The organism is Roseateles sp. YR242, from assembly GCF_900109745.1.
GTDB lineage: Bacteria > Pseudomonadota > Gammaproteobacteria > Burkholderiales > Burkholderiaceae_C > Roseateles.
This window is the reverse complement of the sequence record NZ_FOAV01000002.1, coordinates 719,096-732,959: the sequence shown is the minus strand read 5'-3', so window position 1 is coordinate 732,959 and position 13,864 is coordinate 719,096. Positions and strand designations below refer to the sequence as shown.

The following is a 13,864-nucleotide window of genomic DNA, read 5'->3' as shown; positions in this document are numbered from 1 at the left end:
CAGCCCCGTGTTCATGAACAACAGCCCGCCGAGCTCCCCCATCGATGCGCTGAAGCGTGGGCCGCTGGCGGCGCCTGTGTATGCGTTTGTCCTCGCGCTGATCGTGGGCGCCGCACCCGTGCAGGCGCGTGTCCTGAAAGACCAGGCCAGCCCACCGCCGGACCGGGCCCGGGAGACCGCACCAGCCGCGGAGCCCGCCATCCAGCCCGCAACTCAACCAGCGCCCCGGCCCGCGCCCGTGCGCATGGTCGAATCCTGGGCGCCGGACCTGCGCGAACGCATCGAGCATGTGCAGGCCCAGGTGCAGGATGCCAGTGGCCGCACGGTGGCAGGGGCGTTGCCCGTCACGGTGTTCCGCCCAGCGGGCCCGGGCCCGTTCCCGCTGGCCGTCATCAACCACGGACGCGACTGGCGTGCCCGCGCCCACTACGAGCGCCAACGTTACGAGTCGGCGGCCCGCTTTTTCATCCGCAAGGGCTACGCGGTGGCCGTGCCACTGCGGCTGGGCTATGGCGAGCTGGCGTCCGCCGGAGACCCCGAGTCCAGCCTCAACTGCGACCAGCCGCGTTATGCCCCCGCGCTGCGCGCGGCTGCCCAGGAGATCAACGCGGTGTTGCGCTTCATGGCCCGCCAAGCCGATATCGACGCATCCCGCACGGTGCTGGTGGGCCAGTCCGTCGGCGGCTTCGCCGCGCTGTCAGCCCTGAGCGAAGACGCTGCCAAGCGCCCCGATCGCGTTGACGATGGCCATGGTGCTGGCGATGGCGATGGCAGCAGCAACACCGCAGCTGTGCTGGCCGTCATCAATTTCTCCGGGGGACACGGTGGCCGGCCGGAGGTGCCCGGCAGCCCCTGCCGGCCGGACCTGCTGCGCCAGGAGATGGCACAGCTGGGCGCTGAACAGCGCTTGCAGCCCCGGCCGGTTCCCACCCTGTGGCTCTATGCGGAGAACGACCGTTTCTTCGGCGCCCGGTGGCCTCACCAGTGGGCGCAAAGCTACCGGGACGCCGGTGGGGCCATGACCTGGCGGCAATTGCCGCCCGTGGGCCTGGACGGCCATCGGCTCTTCACCGATGCCAACGACCGATGGCAGCCGCTGGTGGACGAGTTTCTGCAGCCCCTGGGTGTGGAGATTCCGGGCGCGTTGCCGTACCCGCCCGACACCGACCCGGGCCGCGCCGATGTGGACGATCCGTCCGCATTGCCACCCTCCGGGCCGGAACTGCGCCGCCTCTACCGGACCTTCCTGGCCGCGCCCTTGCCGCGCGCGTTCGCCATGAACGGCCAGTCCCGCTCCGCCTATGCCAGCGGCGACGATGCGCAGTCACGTGCGCTGGCGCGCTGCGAGGAGGGCGCCCAGGCGGAAGAGCCCTGCCGCCTTTACGCGGTCAACCGCACCGTTGTCTGGAGCCTGCCATGAGCGTCGCCGCCCTGCCGTCCACCACCGCACTGCGGGTCACCCGGGAAGGCGCCGTGGCGCGGGTCACGCTGAACCGGCCTGAAGTGCGCAACGCCTTCAACGACACCGTCATCCAGGAGCTCACCGCCGTGTTCGAGGCGCTGGGCGCCGACCCTTCGCTACGCGCCATCGTGCTCGCCGCCGAAGGCAAGGCCTTCTGCGCCGGGGCCGACCTGAACTGGATGAAGGCCATGGCCGGCTACAGCTGGGAGGACAACCATGCCGACGCCTCCCGCCTGGCCCACATGCTGTGGACGCTCTACCGCTGCCCCGTGCCGCTGATCGCCCGCGTGCAGGGGGACGTCTACGCCGGCGGTGTGGGCCTGGTGGCCGTATGCGACATTGTCGTGGCCGTCGATACCGCCGGGTTCTGCCTCTCCGAGGCCAAGCTCGGCCTGCTGCCCGCCACCATCGGCCCCTATGTGGTGCGGGCGCTGGGAGAACAGGCTTCCCGGCGATACTTCGTCACCGCCGAGCGATTCTCCGCCGCCGAGGCCCACCGCCTGGGCCTGGTCCACGAGCTGGTCACCGCCGACTCGCTGGAGGAGAAGGTGCAGGCCCTGAGTGCCGCCCTGGTGGCCAATGGCCCCATGGCCGTACGGGCCTGCAAGCGCCTGGTGCAGGACGTGGCGCACGCACCCATCACCCACGACCTGCGCGACGACACCGCCCGCCGTATTGCCGACATCCGCGCCAGTGCGGAAGGACGCAGCGGCGTGCAGAGCTTTCTCAACAAGTCCCGCCCTGCCTGGCTGGACTGAATTCCTGATGTCCGTTTCGAATCGCCCCCATGTCTGAAGCAGTACAACAAGACTGGCAACGCCGCAGCCTCCGCGCGGTGTGGCACCCCTGCACGCAGATGGCCCGCGCCGAGCGCGTGCCACCCCTGCCGATCGCCCGTGGCCAGGGCCCCTGGCTGTTTGACCACGACGGCCGGCGTTATTTCGATGCCAACAGCTCCTGGTGGGTCAATCTCTTCGGCCATGCCGACCCCGCCCTGAACAACGCCATCAAGCACCAGCTGGACACGCTGCCGCACGTGATGCTGGCCGGCTGCACCCATGAGCCCGCCGTGCGGCTGGCGGAGCGCCTGTCCGCGCGCACCGGTGGCGCCCTGGGCCACCTGTTCTTCGGCAGCGATGGCGCCAGCGCGGTGGAGATCGCCCTCAAGCAGAGCTTCCACAGCTGGCGCAATCGCGGCCAGGACAGCAAGCGCGAGTTTGTCTGCCTCCAGAACGGCTATCACGGCGAGACCATCGGCGCGCTGGCCGTGACCGACGTGGCCATCTTCCGTGATGCTTACGACCCGCTGTTGATGCGCTCGCACATCGTGATGTCGCCGGACCAGCGCCTGGGCAACGAGCAGGCGGCACTGGATGCGATGCGCGCATTGCTGCAAGCGCGCGGCGCGCACATCGCCGCCGTGATCGTGGAGCCGCTGGTACAGGGCGCTGCTGGCATGGTGATGCATGCGCCGTCCTACCTGCGCAGCCTGCGGCAGCTGTGCCGCGAATTCAATGTGCACCTCATCGCCGACGAAATTGCCGTCGGCTGTGGCCGCACCGGCACCTTCTTCGCCTGGAGCCAGGTGAATCCGGACCCGGCCGGCGCCCTGGCCGCTCCGGCCACGGACGCAGCGGACTGGCCCGACTTCCTGCTGCTGTCCAAGGGCATCACGGGCGGCACGATGCCGCTGTCGCTGGTGCTGACCACGGATGAGGTCTACCAGGCCTTCTGGTCGGACGACGTGACGCGCGGTTTCCTGCATTCCCACAGCTACACCGGCAACCCGCTGGCCTGTGCGGCTGCCAATGCCGTGCTGGATCGTTTTGATGCGGGCCAGCTGGCATCCAACCAGCAGCAGGCCGCTCGCCTGACCGCCGCCTTTGCACCGCTGGCGGCGGACCCGCGCGTGGCCCACCTTCGCCAGCGCGGCACCATCCTGGCCTTCGACGTGAAGCCGGAGGTGGCGCGCTTCTCCGAGCGCTTCCATCTGGCGGCGCGCCAGCACGAGCTGCTGATTCGCCCGATCGGCCAGACCGTCTACCTCATGCCGCCCTACCTGATCGACGACGAGACGGCCGCCTTCCTCGCCACGGCGGTACAGGCCACGCTGGAAGAGGTGCTGCATGCTGATTGAGCACCTGCAAGCCCGGCTCGACGAGCTCCAGGCCCAGAGCCTCACCCGCTTCACGCGCGTGGCCGAGACCGGGACGGCGCCCCGCCAGGTGGTGCGCGGCGCCGATGGTGAGCCGCGCGAGCTGCTGATGTTCTGCAGCAACGACTACCTCGGGCTCGCCGCCCATCCAGCCATTGCAGACGCGCTGGTGGAAGGCGTCCGTTGTTATGGTGGAGGCTCCGGCGCCTCCCCGCTGGTCAGCGGCCATTCCCGTGCTCACCACGAGGTCGAATCCCAGCTGGGTGAATGGTTCGCGCCCTGGATTCCGCAGGCACGGGCGATCGGTTTCTGCACCGGCTACATGGCCAACCTGGCGGTGGTGGCCGCGCTGGGCGACGCCCAGGCGGAGATCTTCAGCGAGACGCTGAACCACGCCTCGCTGATCGATGGCACCCGGCTCGCCAAGGCCAAGGTCGGCCGCTACGCGCATGTGGATGTGCAGGGCCTGCGCCAGCAACTGGCCGCCAGCACGGCACGCATCAAGCTGATCGTCACCGATGCCGTCTTCAGCATGGACGGTGACATCGCCCCGCTGCCTGCGCTGCTGGCGCTGGCCGAGGAATTCGATGCCTGGCTGATCGTGGACGATGCCCATGGCTTCGGGGTATTGGGCGCCAGCGGTGCGGGCTCGCTGGAGCACTTTGGCCTGCGCAGCGAACGGCTGATCGTGATGGGCACGCTGGGCAAGTCCGCCGGACTGGCTGGCGCCTTTGTGGTGGCTCATGCCACCATCTCCCGCTATTTGCTGCAGGCCGCGCGCAACTACATTTTCTCGACGGCTTCCCCGCCAGCCGTGGAGCACGCGCTGCTGACCAGCTTTGCGCTGATCCGGGGCAGCGAAGGCCGTGCCCGCCGCGAGCAACTTGCGCGGCTTCAGGCGCGCCTGCAGGCCGGCATTGCCGCGCTGCTGCAGCGCCACCCGACCTTGCCCTGGCGGATGGCCGAGTCCTGCACGCCCATTCAGCCTTTGATCATCGGTGGCAATGCCGAGGTCATGGCCCTGGCGGCGGCCTTGGAGCGCGAGGGTCTGCGGGTGCCGGGCATCCGTCCACCAACCGTCCCCAAAGGCGAAGCGCGCCTGCGCATCACCTTGTGCGCCACTCATACAGAAGCGGACGTGGACCGTCTGGTCGCCGCGCTGGAGGCTTGCGCATGAGCACCGCACGCTTCAACGGTTTTTTCATCACCGGCACCGATACGGAGATCGGCAAGACCTGCATCACGGCCGGCCTGACGCAGGCCTTCGGGCAGCTCGGCCGCCGGGTGGCGCCGATCAAGTCGCTGGCCGCTGGCCAGGCGCAGGACGCGCACGGGGCCTGGGTGAATGAAGACGTGGCCCAGCTCCACGCTGCACAGACGCTGGGCTTGACCACGGACGAAGTCGGCCCGCTGCAATTCCGCGAGCCCTGCGCGCCCCACATCGCTGCCCGGCTCGAAGGCCGTGCCATCAACCGTGACGCCCTGCTGGCCGCCATTGAAGCCACGGCCGCCAAGGCCGACCTGGCGCTGGTGGAAGGCGTTGGTGGGTTCCGCGTGCCGCTGACCGAGACCTGGGACACGGCCGACCTGGCGGTGGACCTGGGCCTGCCGGTGGTGCTGGTGGTGGGCCTGCGCCTGGGCTGCATCAACCATGCGTTGCTGACGGCAGAAGCCATCCTGGCGCGTGGTTTGCGCATCGCAGGCTGGGTAGCGAACACCGCCGATCCGCATCAACCGCATGTGGCGGACAATCTGTCCGCACTGAGCGCGCGCCTGGACCCGATCACGGGCGGGCCGTGCTGGGGCCATGTGCCCCGCCTCACCGATCCCTCTCCCGCGGCCGTGGCCGCGCATCTGCAGCAGCATTTGCTGCTGAACGCATTGAAAGCATGACGATGAAGCAGACCGTCAACCAAGTCCAGACGCTGACGCCCACCACCGACGAGCAACGCCGCAATGCCAAGCCCTGGTCGGTGAATGAGATCGCCGCCCTGTTCGAGCTGCCGTTCAACGACCTGCTCTTCCGTGCCCAGCAGGTGCATCGCGAGCACTTCGACCCGAACGCGGTGCAACTCTCCACGCTACTGTCCATCAAGACCGGTGGCTGCGAGGAGGACTGCAAGTACTGCCCGCAGTCCGCGCACTTCGACACCGGCCTGAAGGCCGAGAAGCTGATTCCGCTGCAGGAAGTGCTGGAGGCCGCGCGAGTGGCCAAGGCCAGCGGGGCCACCCGCTTCTGCATGGGGGCTGCGTGGCGCTCGCCCAAGGAGCGCCACCTGGAAGCCATCGGCGAGATGATCACCGAGGTCAAGGCCATGGGCCTGGAGACCTGCCTGACCGCTGGCATGCTGGGTGACGGGCAGGCCGAGCAGCTGCGTGAGGCGGGCCTGGACTACTACAACCACAACCTCGACACCTCGCCTGAGTTCTATGGCCAGATCATCACCACCCGCACCTACCAGGACCGCCTGGACACGCTGGACCGCGTGCGTGGCGTGGGCCTGAAGGTGTGCTCGGGCGGTATCGTCGGCATGGGTGAGACCCGCCGCCAACGTGCCGGCCTGATTGCGCAGCTGGCCAACCTGGACCCGTATCCGGAATCGGTGCCCATCAACAACCTGGTCCAGGTGGAAGGCACGCCGCTGGCCGGCACCGAGGCGCTGGACCCGTTCGAGTTCATCCGCACCATCGCCGTGGCGCGCATCACCATGCCGCGCGCCATGGTGCGCCTGTCCGCCGGCCGTGAAGAGATGCCCGAGACCATGCAGGCGATGTGCTTCATCGCCGGCGCCAACAGCATGTTCTATGGCGACAAGCTGCTGACCACCAGCAACCCGCAGGCGCAGAAGGACCGCCGCCTGCTCGACCGTCTGGGCATGCACTGCGCCACCGAAGCCGACCTGAGTGCCGAGTCGGCGCCGGCTGGTGAAGGCGCTGCCGCTGGCGGTGCGGCTGCTTGCGGCCACTGCCACTGAGGTGCTGAAGGGCTGACGGGGCCGTCAATCCACCACAGCCGCGTCGGGCGGCTGTCCGTACCCAGATCCACCCGACCATCACCGGAGCGTGCCGGCAGCCGCAGCCACAAGCGGCGGCGCGCCAGGCACCCGGGGCTTGAGGAGACAACCTTGTTCAAGAAGATCCTGATTGCCAACCGCGGCGAGATCGCCTGCCGCGTGGCCGCCACTGCGCGGCGCCTTGGTGTGAAGACCGTGGCGGTCTACAGCGACGCGGATGTGCAGGCTCGCCATGTGCGAGCCTGTGACGAAGCGGTCCATGTGGGTGGCGCCGCGCCGCGGGACAGCTACCTGCAATGGCGGCGCATCCTGGAGGCCGCACGCAGCACCGGCGCGGAGGCCGTGCATCCGGGTTATGGCTTCCTGAGCGAGAACGAAGAGTTCGCCCAGGCCTGCGCCGACGCGGGCCTGGTCTTCATCGGCCCGCCGCCATCGGCCATCCGGGCCATGGGCCTGAAGGCCGAATCCAAGCGGCTGATGGCGCAGGCCGGCGTGCCCTTGGTGCCGGGCTATCACGGCACGGACCAGGATCCGGCGCTGCTGCGCCGCGAGGCGGGCCGCATCGGTTATCCCGTGCTGATCAAGGCCAGTGCCGGCGGTGGTGGCAAGGGCATGCGCGCGGTGCACAGCGATGCGGAATTCGACGCCGCGCTGGCCTCCTGCAAGCGCGAGGCGATCAACAGCTTCGGCGACGATGCCGTGCTGATCGAGCGTTATGTCCAGCGTCCCCGCCACATCGAGATCCAGGTGTTTGGCGATGGCCACGGGCAATGCGTCTACCTGTTCGAGCGCGACTGCTCGGTGCAGCGCCGTCACCAGAAGGTGCTGGAAGAAGCGCCGGCTCCTGGCATGACGCCTGAGCGGCGTGCCGAGATGGGCGCGGCGGCCGTGTCGGCGGCGCGCGCCGTTGGTTACCAGGGGGCGGGTACGGTGGAGTTCATCGCCGAACAGGACGGGCGTTTCTATTTCATGGAGATGAACACCCGGCTGCAGGTGGAGCATCCCGTCACCGAAGCCATTACCGGCCAGGACCTGGTGGAGTGGCAGTTGCGAGTGGCCGCTGGGGAGCCGCTGCCGCTGCGGCAGGAAGATCTGCGCATCCAGGGACATGCCATCGAGGCACGCATCTGCGCCGAGAACCCGGAGGCCGGCTTCCTGCCCGCCACCGGCCGCCTGGCCGTCGCACGCTGGCCCGACCATGTGGCCTTCCAGCGGGGGGCGGTGCGCATCGACTCGGGCGTGGGGGAGGGCGATGAGATCAGCCCCCACTACGACTCCATGATCGCCAAGCTCATCGTGCACGGTGACACCCGCGAGCAGGCGTTGGCGCGCCTGGATGCAGCGCTGCGAGACACCCACATCGTGGGCCTGCACACCAACGTGGCCTTCCTGCGCCGCTGCGCAGCCACGGCCTCGTTCACAGGCGCGCAGCTGGACACCGCGCTCATCGAGCGTGAACGCGAGGCCTTGTTTGAGCAGCCCGGCCTGCCGGTGGCGCAGGCGGCCGCGGCGGTGGTGGCGCACACCTCGGCCGAAGAAGCGCTGACGGAAGATGCCAGCCCCTGGAGCCGCCGCGATGGCTGGCGCCTGTTCGGCGCTTCACAGCGGCGCTTCGAGCTGGAGATCCACGGAGAGCATCAGACCGTGCTGCTGTCCCGACATCATCAGGGTGGCCTGTCGCTCACCGTGGCCGGACAGGTGCTGCCGCTCGCGCTGAATTCGGATGGCGGCCAGGCCCATGAGTTGTTCCTTGACGGGCAGCGCACACAGGTTCGCACCTACCGGGTCGGCGAGCAGGTGGCGGTCTTCGGGGCCGAGGGCTCTGCGCTGGTCACCACGGTGGATGTGATCGCCCACGCGGGCGGTGCCCATGCCGAAGGGGGGCGCCTGACCGCGCCCATGCCGGGCAAGCTCATCGCCTTCCTGGCTCAGCCGGGGGACGTCGTCAGCCAGGGGCAGGCTCTGGCGGTGATGGAAGCGATGAAGATGGAACACACCATCAGCGCCCCGCGCGAAGGCGTGGTGGATGAGTTGCTGTTCGCGGTGGGCGACCAGGTCGGCGACGGCGCCGAGTTGTTGCGCCTGCGGCCGCAAGCCTGAAAAGGAGCATCACCATGAGCATATTGCCGGCACGGGTCACCCTGGTGGATGTGGGGCCGCGCGACGGCCTGCAAAACGAGAAGGCGCAGGTCGGGACGGCGGACAAGGCGAGGCTGGTGCTGCTGCTGCAGGACGCGGGCTTGAAGGAGATCGAGGTCACGAGCTTTGTGTCTCCGAAGTGGGTGCCGCAGATGGCGGACAACACCGAGGTGATGGCGGCGGTGGACCGGCGCCCCGGCGTCCGCTACAGCGTGCTGGTGCCCAACATGAAGGGCCTGGAGGCCGCACTGCCCACAAGGCCGGACGAGATCGTGGTGTTCGCGGCCGCGTCGGAAGCGTTCTCGCAAAAGAACATCAACTGCTCCATCTCGGAGAGCATCGAGCGATTCGCGCCCGTGGTGGCCGCCGCGCATGACGCCGGGCTCAAGGTGCGTGGGGCCTTGTCCTGCGCGGTGGGCTGCCCGTATCAAGGGGAGGTCTCCCCGGATCAGGTCGACCGCGTGGCGGGTTTGCTACGCGCCGTGGGTGTGGACCATCTCGGTGTGGCCGACACCATCGGCGTGGGCACACCGCGCCAGGTGCAGGCCGCGATGGACCGTGCGTTGAAGCACTTCCCGATGGTGGAGGTGAGTGGACATTTCCACGACACCTATGGCCAGGCGCTGACCAACATCTATGCCTGCCTGGAAATGGGCGTTCACAGCTTCGACGCGAGCGTGGCGGGGCTGGGAGGCTGCCCTTATGCGAAGGGCGCGACAGGCAATGTGGCGACGGAAGACGTGGTGTTCATGCTCAACGGCCTGGGCATCGAGACCGGGATCGACCTGGACCGGCTGGTGGATGCGGGTGCATTCATTTCAGGCGTGCTGGGGCGAGCGCCTGCTTCGCGCGTGAGCCGAGCCGTGCTGGCCAAGCGACAGTGAGGGCGGTGAGCCGTTCAAGCCCCATCGCCAGCGGGATGCAGAGCAGCAGCACCGGCAGATAGACCCCGAACGTCCACGCCTGCGACGCGCCGAACTGGGCCCTGTACAGCGCCACGGCCGCCAGCACGATCCACATGTGGGAGAGATACAGCTCATAACTGAGCCGGCCCATGTGCGCGAGCCACCGCAGCATGGGACGTGCTGCGGGTGGGTGGGCGAGGAAGGCCCACAGCATCAGGCTGGTGCCGAGGCACAGGCCGTACATGCCCGATTTGAAGAGATGCCGGTGCACCAGGTCTGACCAGCCCAGCACGAGCAGCAGGCAGAACCCGCCGAAGAGGGCCATGGCGCGAGCGTCCGTCTGGCGGGGGGCCCATCGCCGGGCGGCCATCGCGGTCAGCACGCCCCAGGCAATGGCTGACATGCCTGGCAGGTAGGCCTTCTCCCACCACACCTCATTGCTGATGGGCACCAGCGAGCGCAAGGGCATCAGGCTCAGCGCCAGCACGACCAAGCCTGCAACGAGCAGGCGGCGGGGCAGGGCGAGGCACAGCAGCGGGAAGCCGACATAGAAGACTTCCTCGATGGAGAGCGACCACAGGATGTCCCAGGCTGCCGGGGCCCAGCCGGTACGGCCTTCATACCAGTTGAAGGTGAAGGTCAGGGCGGCACCCAGCAGGCCCGCCAAGGTCTGGTGCGGGCCGGGCGCGAAGTCCGGCACGCCCAGCAACGCCAGCAGGCTCAGCCATGCCAGTACCAGGCACAGGAGTGGAAGGATGCGCCGCGCCCGCGCGCTGTAGAAACGACGCAGGTTGATCCGGCGCAGGTCCCGATCCCGTTCCAGAAGACGGGTGGTGATGAGGAAACCCGAGATCACGAAGAAGACGAACACCGCCTCGTAGCCGTTGAAGCTGATGAAGTCGATGACGCGTTTGGGCAGCCACGGCCCGAGCAGGCTGGGCGCCAGCGGCAGTCGAAAGGGCAGGGCGAGGTGGTGGACGATCACCAGCAGGATGGCCAGACCTCTCAGGCAGTCGATGCCGAAGTTGCGTGGGCGGTCGGTGGGTGAGGCGTGCATCCGCGCGGATGTTATCGGGCCCGCCTGGCTTTGTGGTGCTGCAGGCGGGTTACGTTGTTTCGGTGGCTTGTCGCAGCGCTTGTGCCAGCGGGTTGGATACCCCGGCGTGGGTCTCGACGGCGGTGATGAAGCCAGGCATGTCGCGCAGCCACAGCGGCACGGTCAATGGTTGTGAGTGGGCGGGGATGCTCACATGCAGGTAGCGCAGGCCCATGATGGAGGCCGGTTTGACTGACACGATGTCGCCCCACTTCACGGAGCGGTAGATGCCCCAGAAGTTGTAGCAATGCAGCGCTTGAGGCAGCACCTTGACCGGAAAAGCCAGCACGACCAGCACGTTGATCACCGCCAGCACTGCACCGCCTGCCAGGGGCAGTACAACGGCGCCGAGCCAGCCCGTGACGTCGGGGAACCGCTCGGTGCGCAGCTGGGCCCAGGTCTCCAGTGCCAGCTCCAGCGCCAGCAGCGCCACAGTGACCCACACGCAAATTCGAATGACGGGGTAGAACTGTGAACGAAAGGATTGGGCGGGCGGGAGGGACGATGACATCGTAAATATGGCGATCATGGCGGGAGCGGCCGGATGTTAGACCGCAATCGCCGTTGCCAGACCGCAATCGCCGTTGCAAGGTGTGCGCACCTTGGGGAACCCCTTGCATACTCCCGCGAGCCGAGGTTCCCTAGCCCCGCATGGCCCCGTCCACCCGTTCCCGGAACATCGCCGCCCGGTCCGCGTCGGAATGCTCTTCGATGCGCTCGCAGCACAGGTCCACCCATTCCATGAACCGGCTGTGGGTGTCGGCCTCGCGGGCGCGGTTGCGCAGGTCGGCCTCCCGGCCGGCCAGCATGCGGGTGACCAGATCCAGCGCAAAGAACTTGGCATTCACCAGGCGACGTGCCGCCTTGGCCTGCTGCGCCTGCTGAACCTGCAGGGCCCGCTCCCTGCTGCGTGGGTCCTCCAGCGGTGTGGGCAGCTCGATCAATCCTTTCTCCGCCAGCAACTGCACGCTGTTTTCGCCCAACCCCAGCCCGTGGCCGAGGCGGCGCAACTCGGCCGCGTCACGTTTGCCGTCCACGATGATGAGCAGCGCGCGCAGCGCGGGCGCCAGTTGCCGCTGCCCCGGCGCGAGCAGCTGTTTGGCGAGATCGGTCTTGCGAGGTACTTGCATGGCGCCCTGAATCTTGCGCACCAACCATGCAGGCTTGATGACGGCGCCGTGACCCATGCGCTGTTTGTGCGTTGCGGCACCGGCCCACCCTGTCCACAATCGCGGACCGGCATGGCCCATCAGGCAAAGGGAGACTACATGGACAAATACATCGTTCTGCATCGAGGCAGCCTGCGTGCCAAATACCGCGCCGAGGGCCTCGCCCGCATCGAGGCCGCGCTGCAACAGCTGGTGGCCGCCGATCGGCGACGCGGCGTCGAGACGCAGCTGCTGGCCATCGACATGAGCACCCCGATGAAGGCCATCGGCGCCACGCCCGTGCCGGAACACCCCGACGCCCGCCAGCTCAAGCGGGCGATCGACGCGTTGGTCACCGCCCGGGCACCCCACTACATCGTGCTGCTCGGTGGCCCCGATGTGCTGCCCATGGTGCCGCTGCGCAACGCCGCCCATGGCGGAGACCTGGGTGACAGCGACCCCGCGGTGCCCAGTGACCTCCCCTACGCCTGCGACGCCGCCTACAGCACCGACCCCAACCGCTTCCTGGGCCCCACGCGTGTCGTGGGCCGCCTGCCTGACTTGGCCGGCAGCCACAAGCCCGATCTGCTGCTGCGGCTCATCCGGGCGGCCGCCCGCCACAAGGCGCTGCCCCGCGAGGACTACCTGGAGAGCTTCAGCCTCTCCGCCGAGGTCTGGCAGGCCTCCACTCGCCAGAGCCTCACCAACACCTTCGGCCATGCGGACCACCTCCATCTCTCCCCGCCCGAGGGCCCGCGCTGGACCAAGGCCGACCTGGCTCCGCGCATGCACTTCATCAACTGCCATGGCCAGAAGGACATGCCGGAGTACTACGGCCAGCAAGGGGAGGACTTTCCGGTTTCGCACCGCTCGGCCCTGATTCGCGACCGCATCTCCGCCGGCACCGTGATCGCCGCCGAGTGCTGCTACGGTGCCCAGCTCTTCGACCCGGCCCTCGCCGACGGCCAGTGGCCCATGGCCTTGCGTTACCTGGCCGACGGCGCCACCGCGTTCCTGGGCAGCACCACCATCGCCTACGGCCCCAGTGAAGGCAACGGCTCCGCCGACCTGCTCTGCCAATATTTCCTGCAACGTGTACTCGCGGGCGCCTCCACCGGCCGCGCGCTGCTGGAAGCCCGCCAGAAATTCGCCGGCGAGCGCACCCATCTGGACCCGATGGACCTCAAGACGCTCGGTCAGTTCTACCTGCTGGGCGACCCCTCACTGCAGCCGGTGTGCTTTGTCAGCCATGCGCTTGCCCGCACCCGGGCCTTCCGCAAGGCCTTTGCCTCCGTGCAGGACCGCGGCGTGCGCGGGCTGCGCCGGGAAAAACTGGAACGTGAGGGCCGCTACCTGGCACGTGCCTTGCCCCGCCTGAAGTCCAGTGAACTGTCGCCGTCCCGGACGGTGCTGTCCGCCATCGAGCCAATGCTGCGTGAATCGGGCCTCAAGGCCGCGAGCTGCAGCCGCATCAGCTACGTGGTGGACGGCGCTCCGGGGCAGCGGCTGATCCATGTTTACAAGGGATGGAACGCGGGGCGCCTGCTGGCGCTGATCGTGACCGAGCAGGACGGGTCGCTCCTGCATGTGAGGCGCATGCATGCCCGCTGAGTTCCCTCCCGGCCAGGACGGCCGACCCTGCTTGCAGGGCCGGCTGGTGCGTGATTGCATCGACCAGGGCAGCAAGAGTGAAAGGCATGCGCTGCTGATGGAACTCGAGGACGGGCAACGGGTGCTGCTTCGCCGCCATGGCGGGCATCCCATCCGTGATCCGGTCCTGGAGGCTTTGGAGGGACAGGTGTTGCGGGTGACGGGCGAGCAAAGAGAGGGCTACTTTCTCGTCCGCGACATCGCCACATTGGATGATCTAAATCAATGACCGAGCGGGAGATGACCGCGCGGCAGGGTCGGTTACCTTGCATCACTTGATGCCAGCAGCCGTACC

Annotated in this window: 13 protein-coding genes; 10 read left to right on the top strand and 3 right to left on the bottom strand. The window is 68.2% G+C overall.

Annotation, left to right across the window (positions count from 1 at the left end):
* Positions 1–13: 13 nt before the first annotated feature.
* The 8 genes from BMY53_RS06840 (at position 14) to BMY53_RS06805 (ending at position 9,654) form a co-directional block, all read left to right on the top strand.
* Entirely contained in the window at positions 14–1,420 is a 1,407-nt protein-coding gene (locus BMY53_RS06840) for a hypothetical protein (RefSeq protein ID WP_092944931.1), read from the top strand.
* Entirely contained in the window at positions 1,417–2,220 is an 804-nt protein-coding gene (locus BMY53_RS06835) for an enoyl-CoA hydratase/isomerase family protein (protein WP_092944929.1), read from the top strand. Before BMY53_RS06840 ends, BMY53_RS06835 begins: the two co-directional genes overlap by 4 nt.
* 29 nt (positions 2,221–2,249) lie before the next feature.
* Positions 2,250–3,599, top strand: a complete 1,350-nt coding sequence (bioA, locus tag BMY53_RS06830) for an adenosylmethionine--8-amino-7-oxononanoate transaminase (protein WP_092944927.1) — start codon at positions 2,250–2,252, stop codon at positions 3,597–3,599.
* Positions 3,589–4,794 carry an 8-amino-7-oxononanoate synthase gene (gene bioF / locus BMY53_RS06825; protein ID WP_092944925.1) on the top strand — a complete coding sequence of 402 codons (1,206 nt, stop codon included), beginning with the start codon at positions 3,589–3,591 and terminating at the stop codon, positions 4,792–4,794. Before bioA ends, bioF begins: the two co-directional genes overlap by 11 nt.
* Complete coding sequence (gene bioD / locus BMY53_RS06820) at positions 4,791–5,510, top strand: dethiobiotin synthase (RefSeq protein ID WP_092944923.1); 720 nt, start codon at positions 4,791–4,793, stop codon at positions 5,508–5,510. Before bioF ends, bioD begins: the two co-directional genes overlap by 4 nt.
* Positions 5,507–6,592 (top strand): biotin synthase BioB, encoded by a 1,086-nt coding sequence (gene bioB / locus BMY53_RS06815; RefSeq protein ID WP_092944921.1) that lies wholly within the window; start codon positions 5,507–5,509, stop codon positions 6,590–6,592. The genes bioD and bioB overlap by 4 nt, the downstream gene beginning before the upstream one ends.
* A 150-nt stretch (positions 6,593–6,742) precedes the next feature.
* Complete coding sequence (locus BMY53_RS06810) at positions 6,743–8,731, top strand: acetyl-CoA carboxylase biotin carboxylase subunit (RefSeq protein ID WP_092944919.1); 1,989 nt, start codon at positions 6,743–6,745, stop codon at positions 8,729–8,731.
* A gap of 14 nt (positions 8,732–8,745) precedes the next feature.
* Complete coding sequence (locus tag BMY53_RS06805; RefSeq protein ID WP_092944917.1) at positions 8,746–9,654, top strand: hydroxymethylglutaryl-CoA lyase; 909 nt, start codon at positions 8,746–8,748, stop codon at positions 9,652–9,654.
* On the opposite strand, the gene BMY53_RS06800 is transcribed toward BMY53_RS06805, so the two are convergent.
* From BMY53_RS06800 to BMY53_RS25880, 3 genes are all read right to left on the bottom strand, one after another.
* Positions 9,584–10,732 carry an acyltransferase family protein gene (locus BMY53_RS06800; RefSeq protein ID WP_092944915.1) on the bottom strand — a complete coding sequence of 383 codons (1,149 nt, stop codon included), beginning with the start codon at positions 10,730–10,732 and terminating at the stop codon, positions 9,584–9,586. The genes BMY53_RS06805 and BMY53_RS06800 overlap by 71 nt on opposite strands.
* A 49-nt stretch (positions 10,733–10,781) precedes the next feature.
* The gene (locus tag BMY53_RS06795; protein ID WP_143073966.1) at positions 10,782–11,216 is read right to left on the bottom strand and encodes a hypothetical protein; all 435 of its coding nucleotides are present in this window, start codon (positions 11,214–11,216) and stop codon (positions 10,782–10,784) included.
* 196 nt (positions 11,217–11,412) lie between these two features.
* Entirely contained in the window at positions 11,413–11,901 is a 489-nt protein-coding gene (locus BMY53_RS25880; RefSeq protein ID WP_177200766.1) for a hypothetical protein, read from the bottom strand.
* 138 nt (positions 11,902–12,039) lie between these two features.
* On the opposite strand from BMY53_RS25880, the gene BMY53_RS06785 reads away from it, so the two are divergent.
* Positions 12,040–13,530, top strand: a complete 1,491-nt coding sequence (locus BMY53_RS06785) for a C25 family cysteine peptidase (RefSeq protein ID WP_177200765.1) — start codon at positions 12,040–12,042, stop codon at positions 13,528–13,530.
* Positions 13,520–13,798 (top strand): hypothetical protein, encoded by a 279-nt coding sequence (locus BMY53_RS06780; RefSeq protein WP_092944907.1) that lies wholly within the window; start codon positions 13,520–13,522, stop codon positions 13,796–13,798. Before BMY53_RS06785 ends, BMY53_RS06780 begins: the two co-directional genes overlap by 11 nt.
* Positions 13,799–13,864 lie beyond the last annotated feature (66 nt).

Bases quoted from the DNA above. Each gene is read 5' to 3' on its own strand.
- bioA (WP_092944927.1), top strand. From the start codon at position 2,250: ATGTCTGAAGCAGTACAACAAGACTGGCAACGCCGCAGCCTCCGCGCG.
- BMY53_RS06785 (WP_177200765.1), top strand. From the start codon at position 12,040: ATGGACAAATACATCGTTCTGCATCGAGGCAGCCTGCGTGCCAAATAC.
- bioD (WP_092944923.1), top strand. From the start codon at position 4,791: ATGAGCACCGCACGCTTCAACGGTTTTTTCATCACCGGCACCGATACG.
- BMY53_RS06840 (WP_092944931.1), top strand. From the start codon at position 14: ATGAACAACAGCCCGCCGAGCTCCCCCATCGATGCGCTGAAGCGTGGG.
- bioF (WP_092944925.1), top strand. From the start codon at position 3,589: ATGCTGATTGAGCACCTGCAAGCCCGGCTCGACGAGCTCCAGGCCCAG.
- BMY53_RS06805 (WP_092944917.1), top strand. From the start codon at position 8,746: ATGAGCATATTGCCGGCACGGGTCACCCTGGTGGATGTGGGGCCGCGC.
- BMY53_RS06835 (WP_092944929.1), top strand. From the start codon at position 1,417: ATGAGCGTCGCCGCCCTGCCGTCCACCACCGCACTGCGGGTCACCCGG.
- BMY53_RS06800 (WP_092944915.1), bottom strand. From the start codon at position 10,732: ATGCACGCCTCACCCACCGACCGCCCACGCAACTTCGGCATCGACTGC.
- bioB (WP_092944921.1), top strand. From the start codon at position 5,507: ATGACGATGAAGCAGACCGTCAACCAAGTCCAGACGCTGACGCCCACC.
- BMY53_RS06780 (WP_092944907.1), top strand. From the start codon at position 13,520: ATGCCCGCTGAGTTCCCTCCCGGCCAGGACGGCCGACCCTGCTTGCAG.
- BMY53_RS25880 (WP_177200766.1), bottom strand. From the start codon at position 11,901: ATGCAAGTACCTCGCAAGACCGATCTCGCCAAACAGCTGCTCGCGCCG.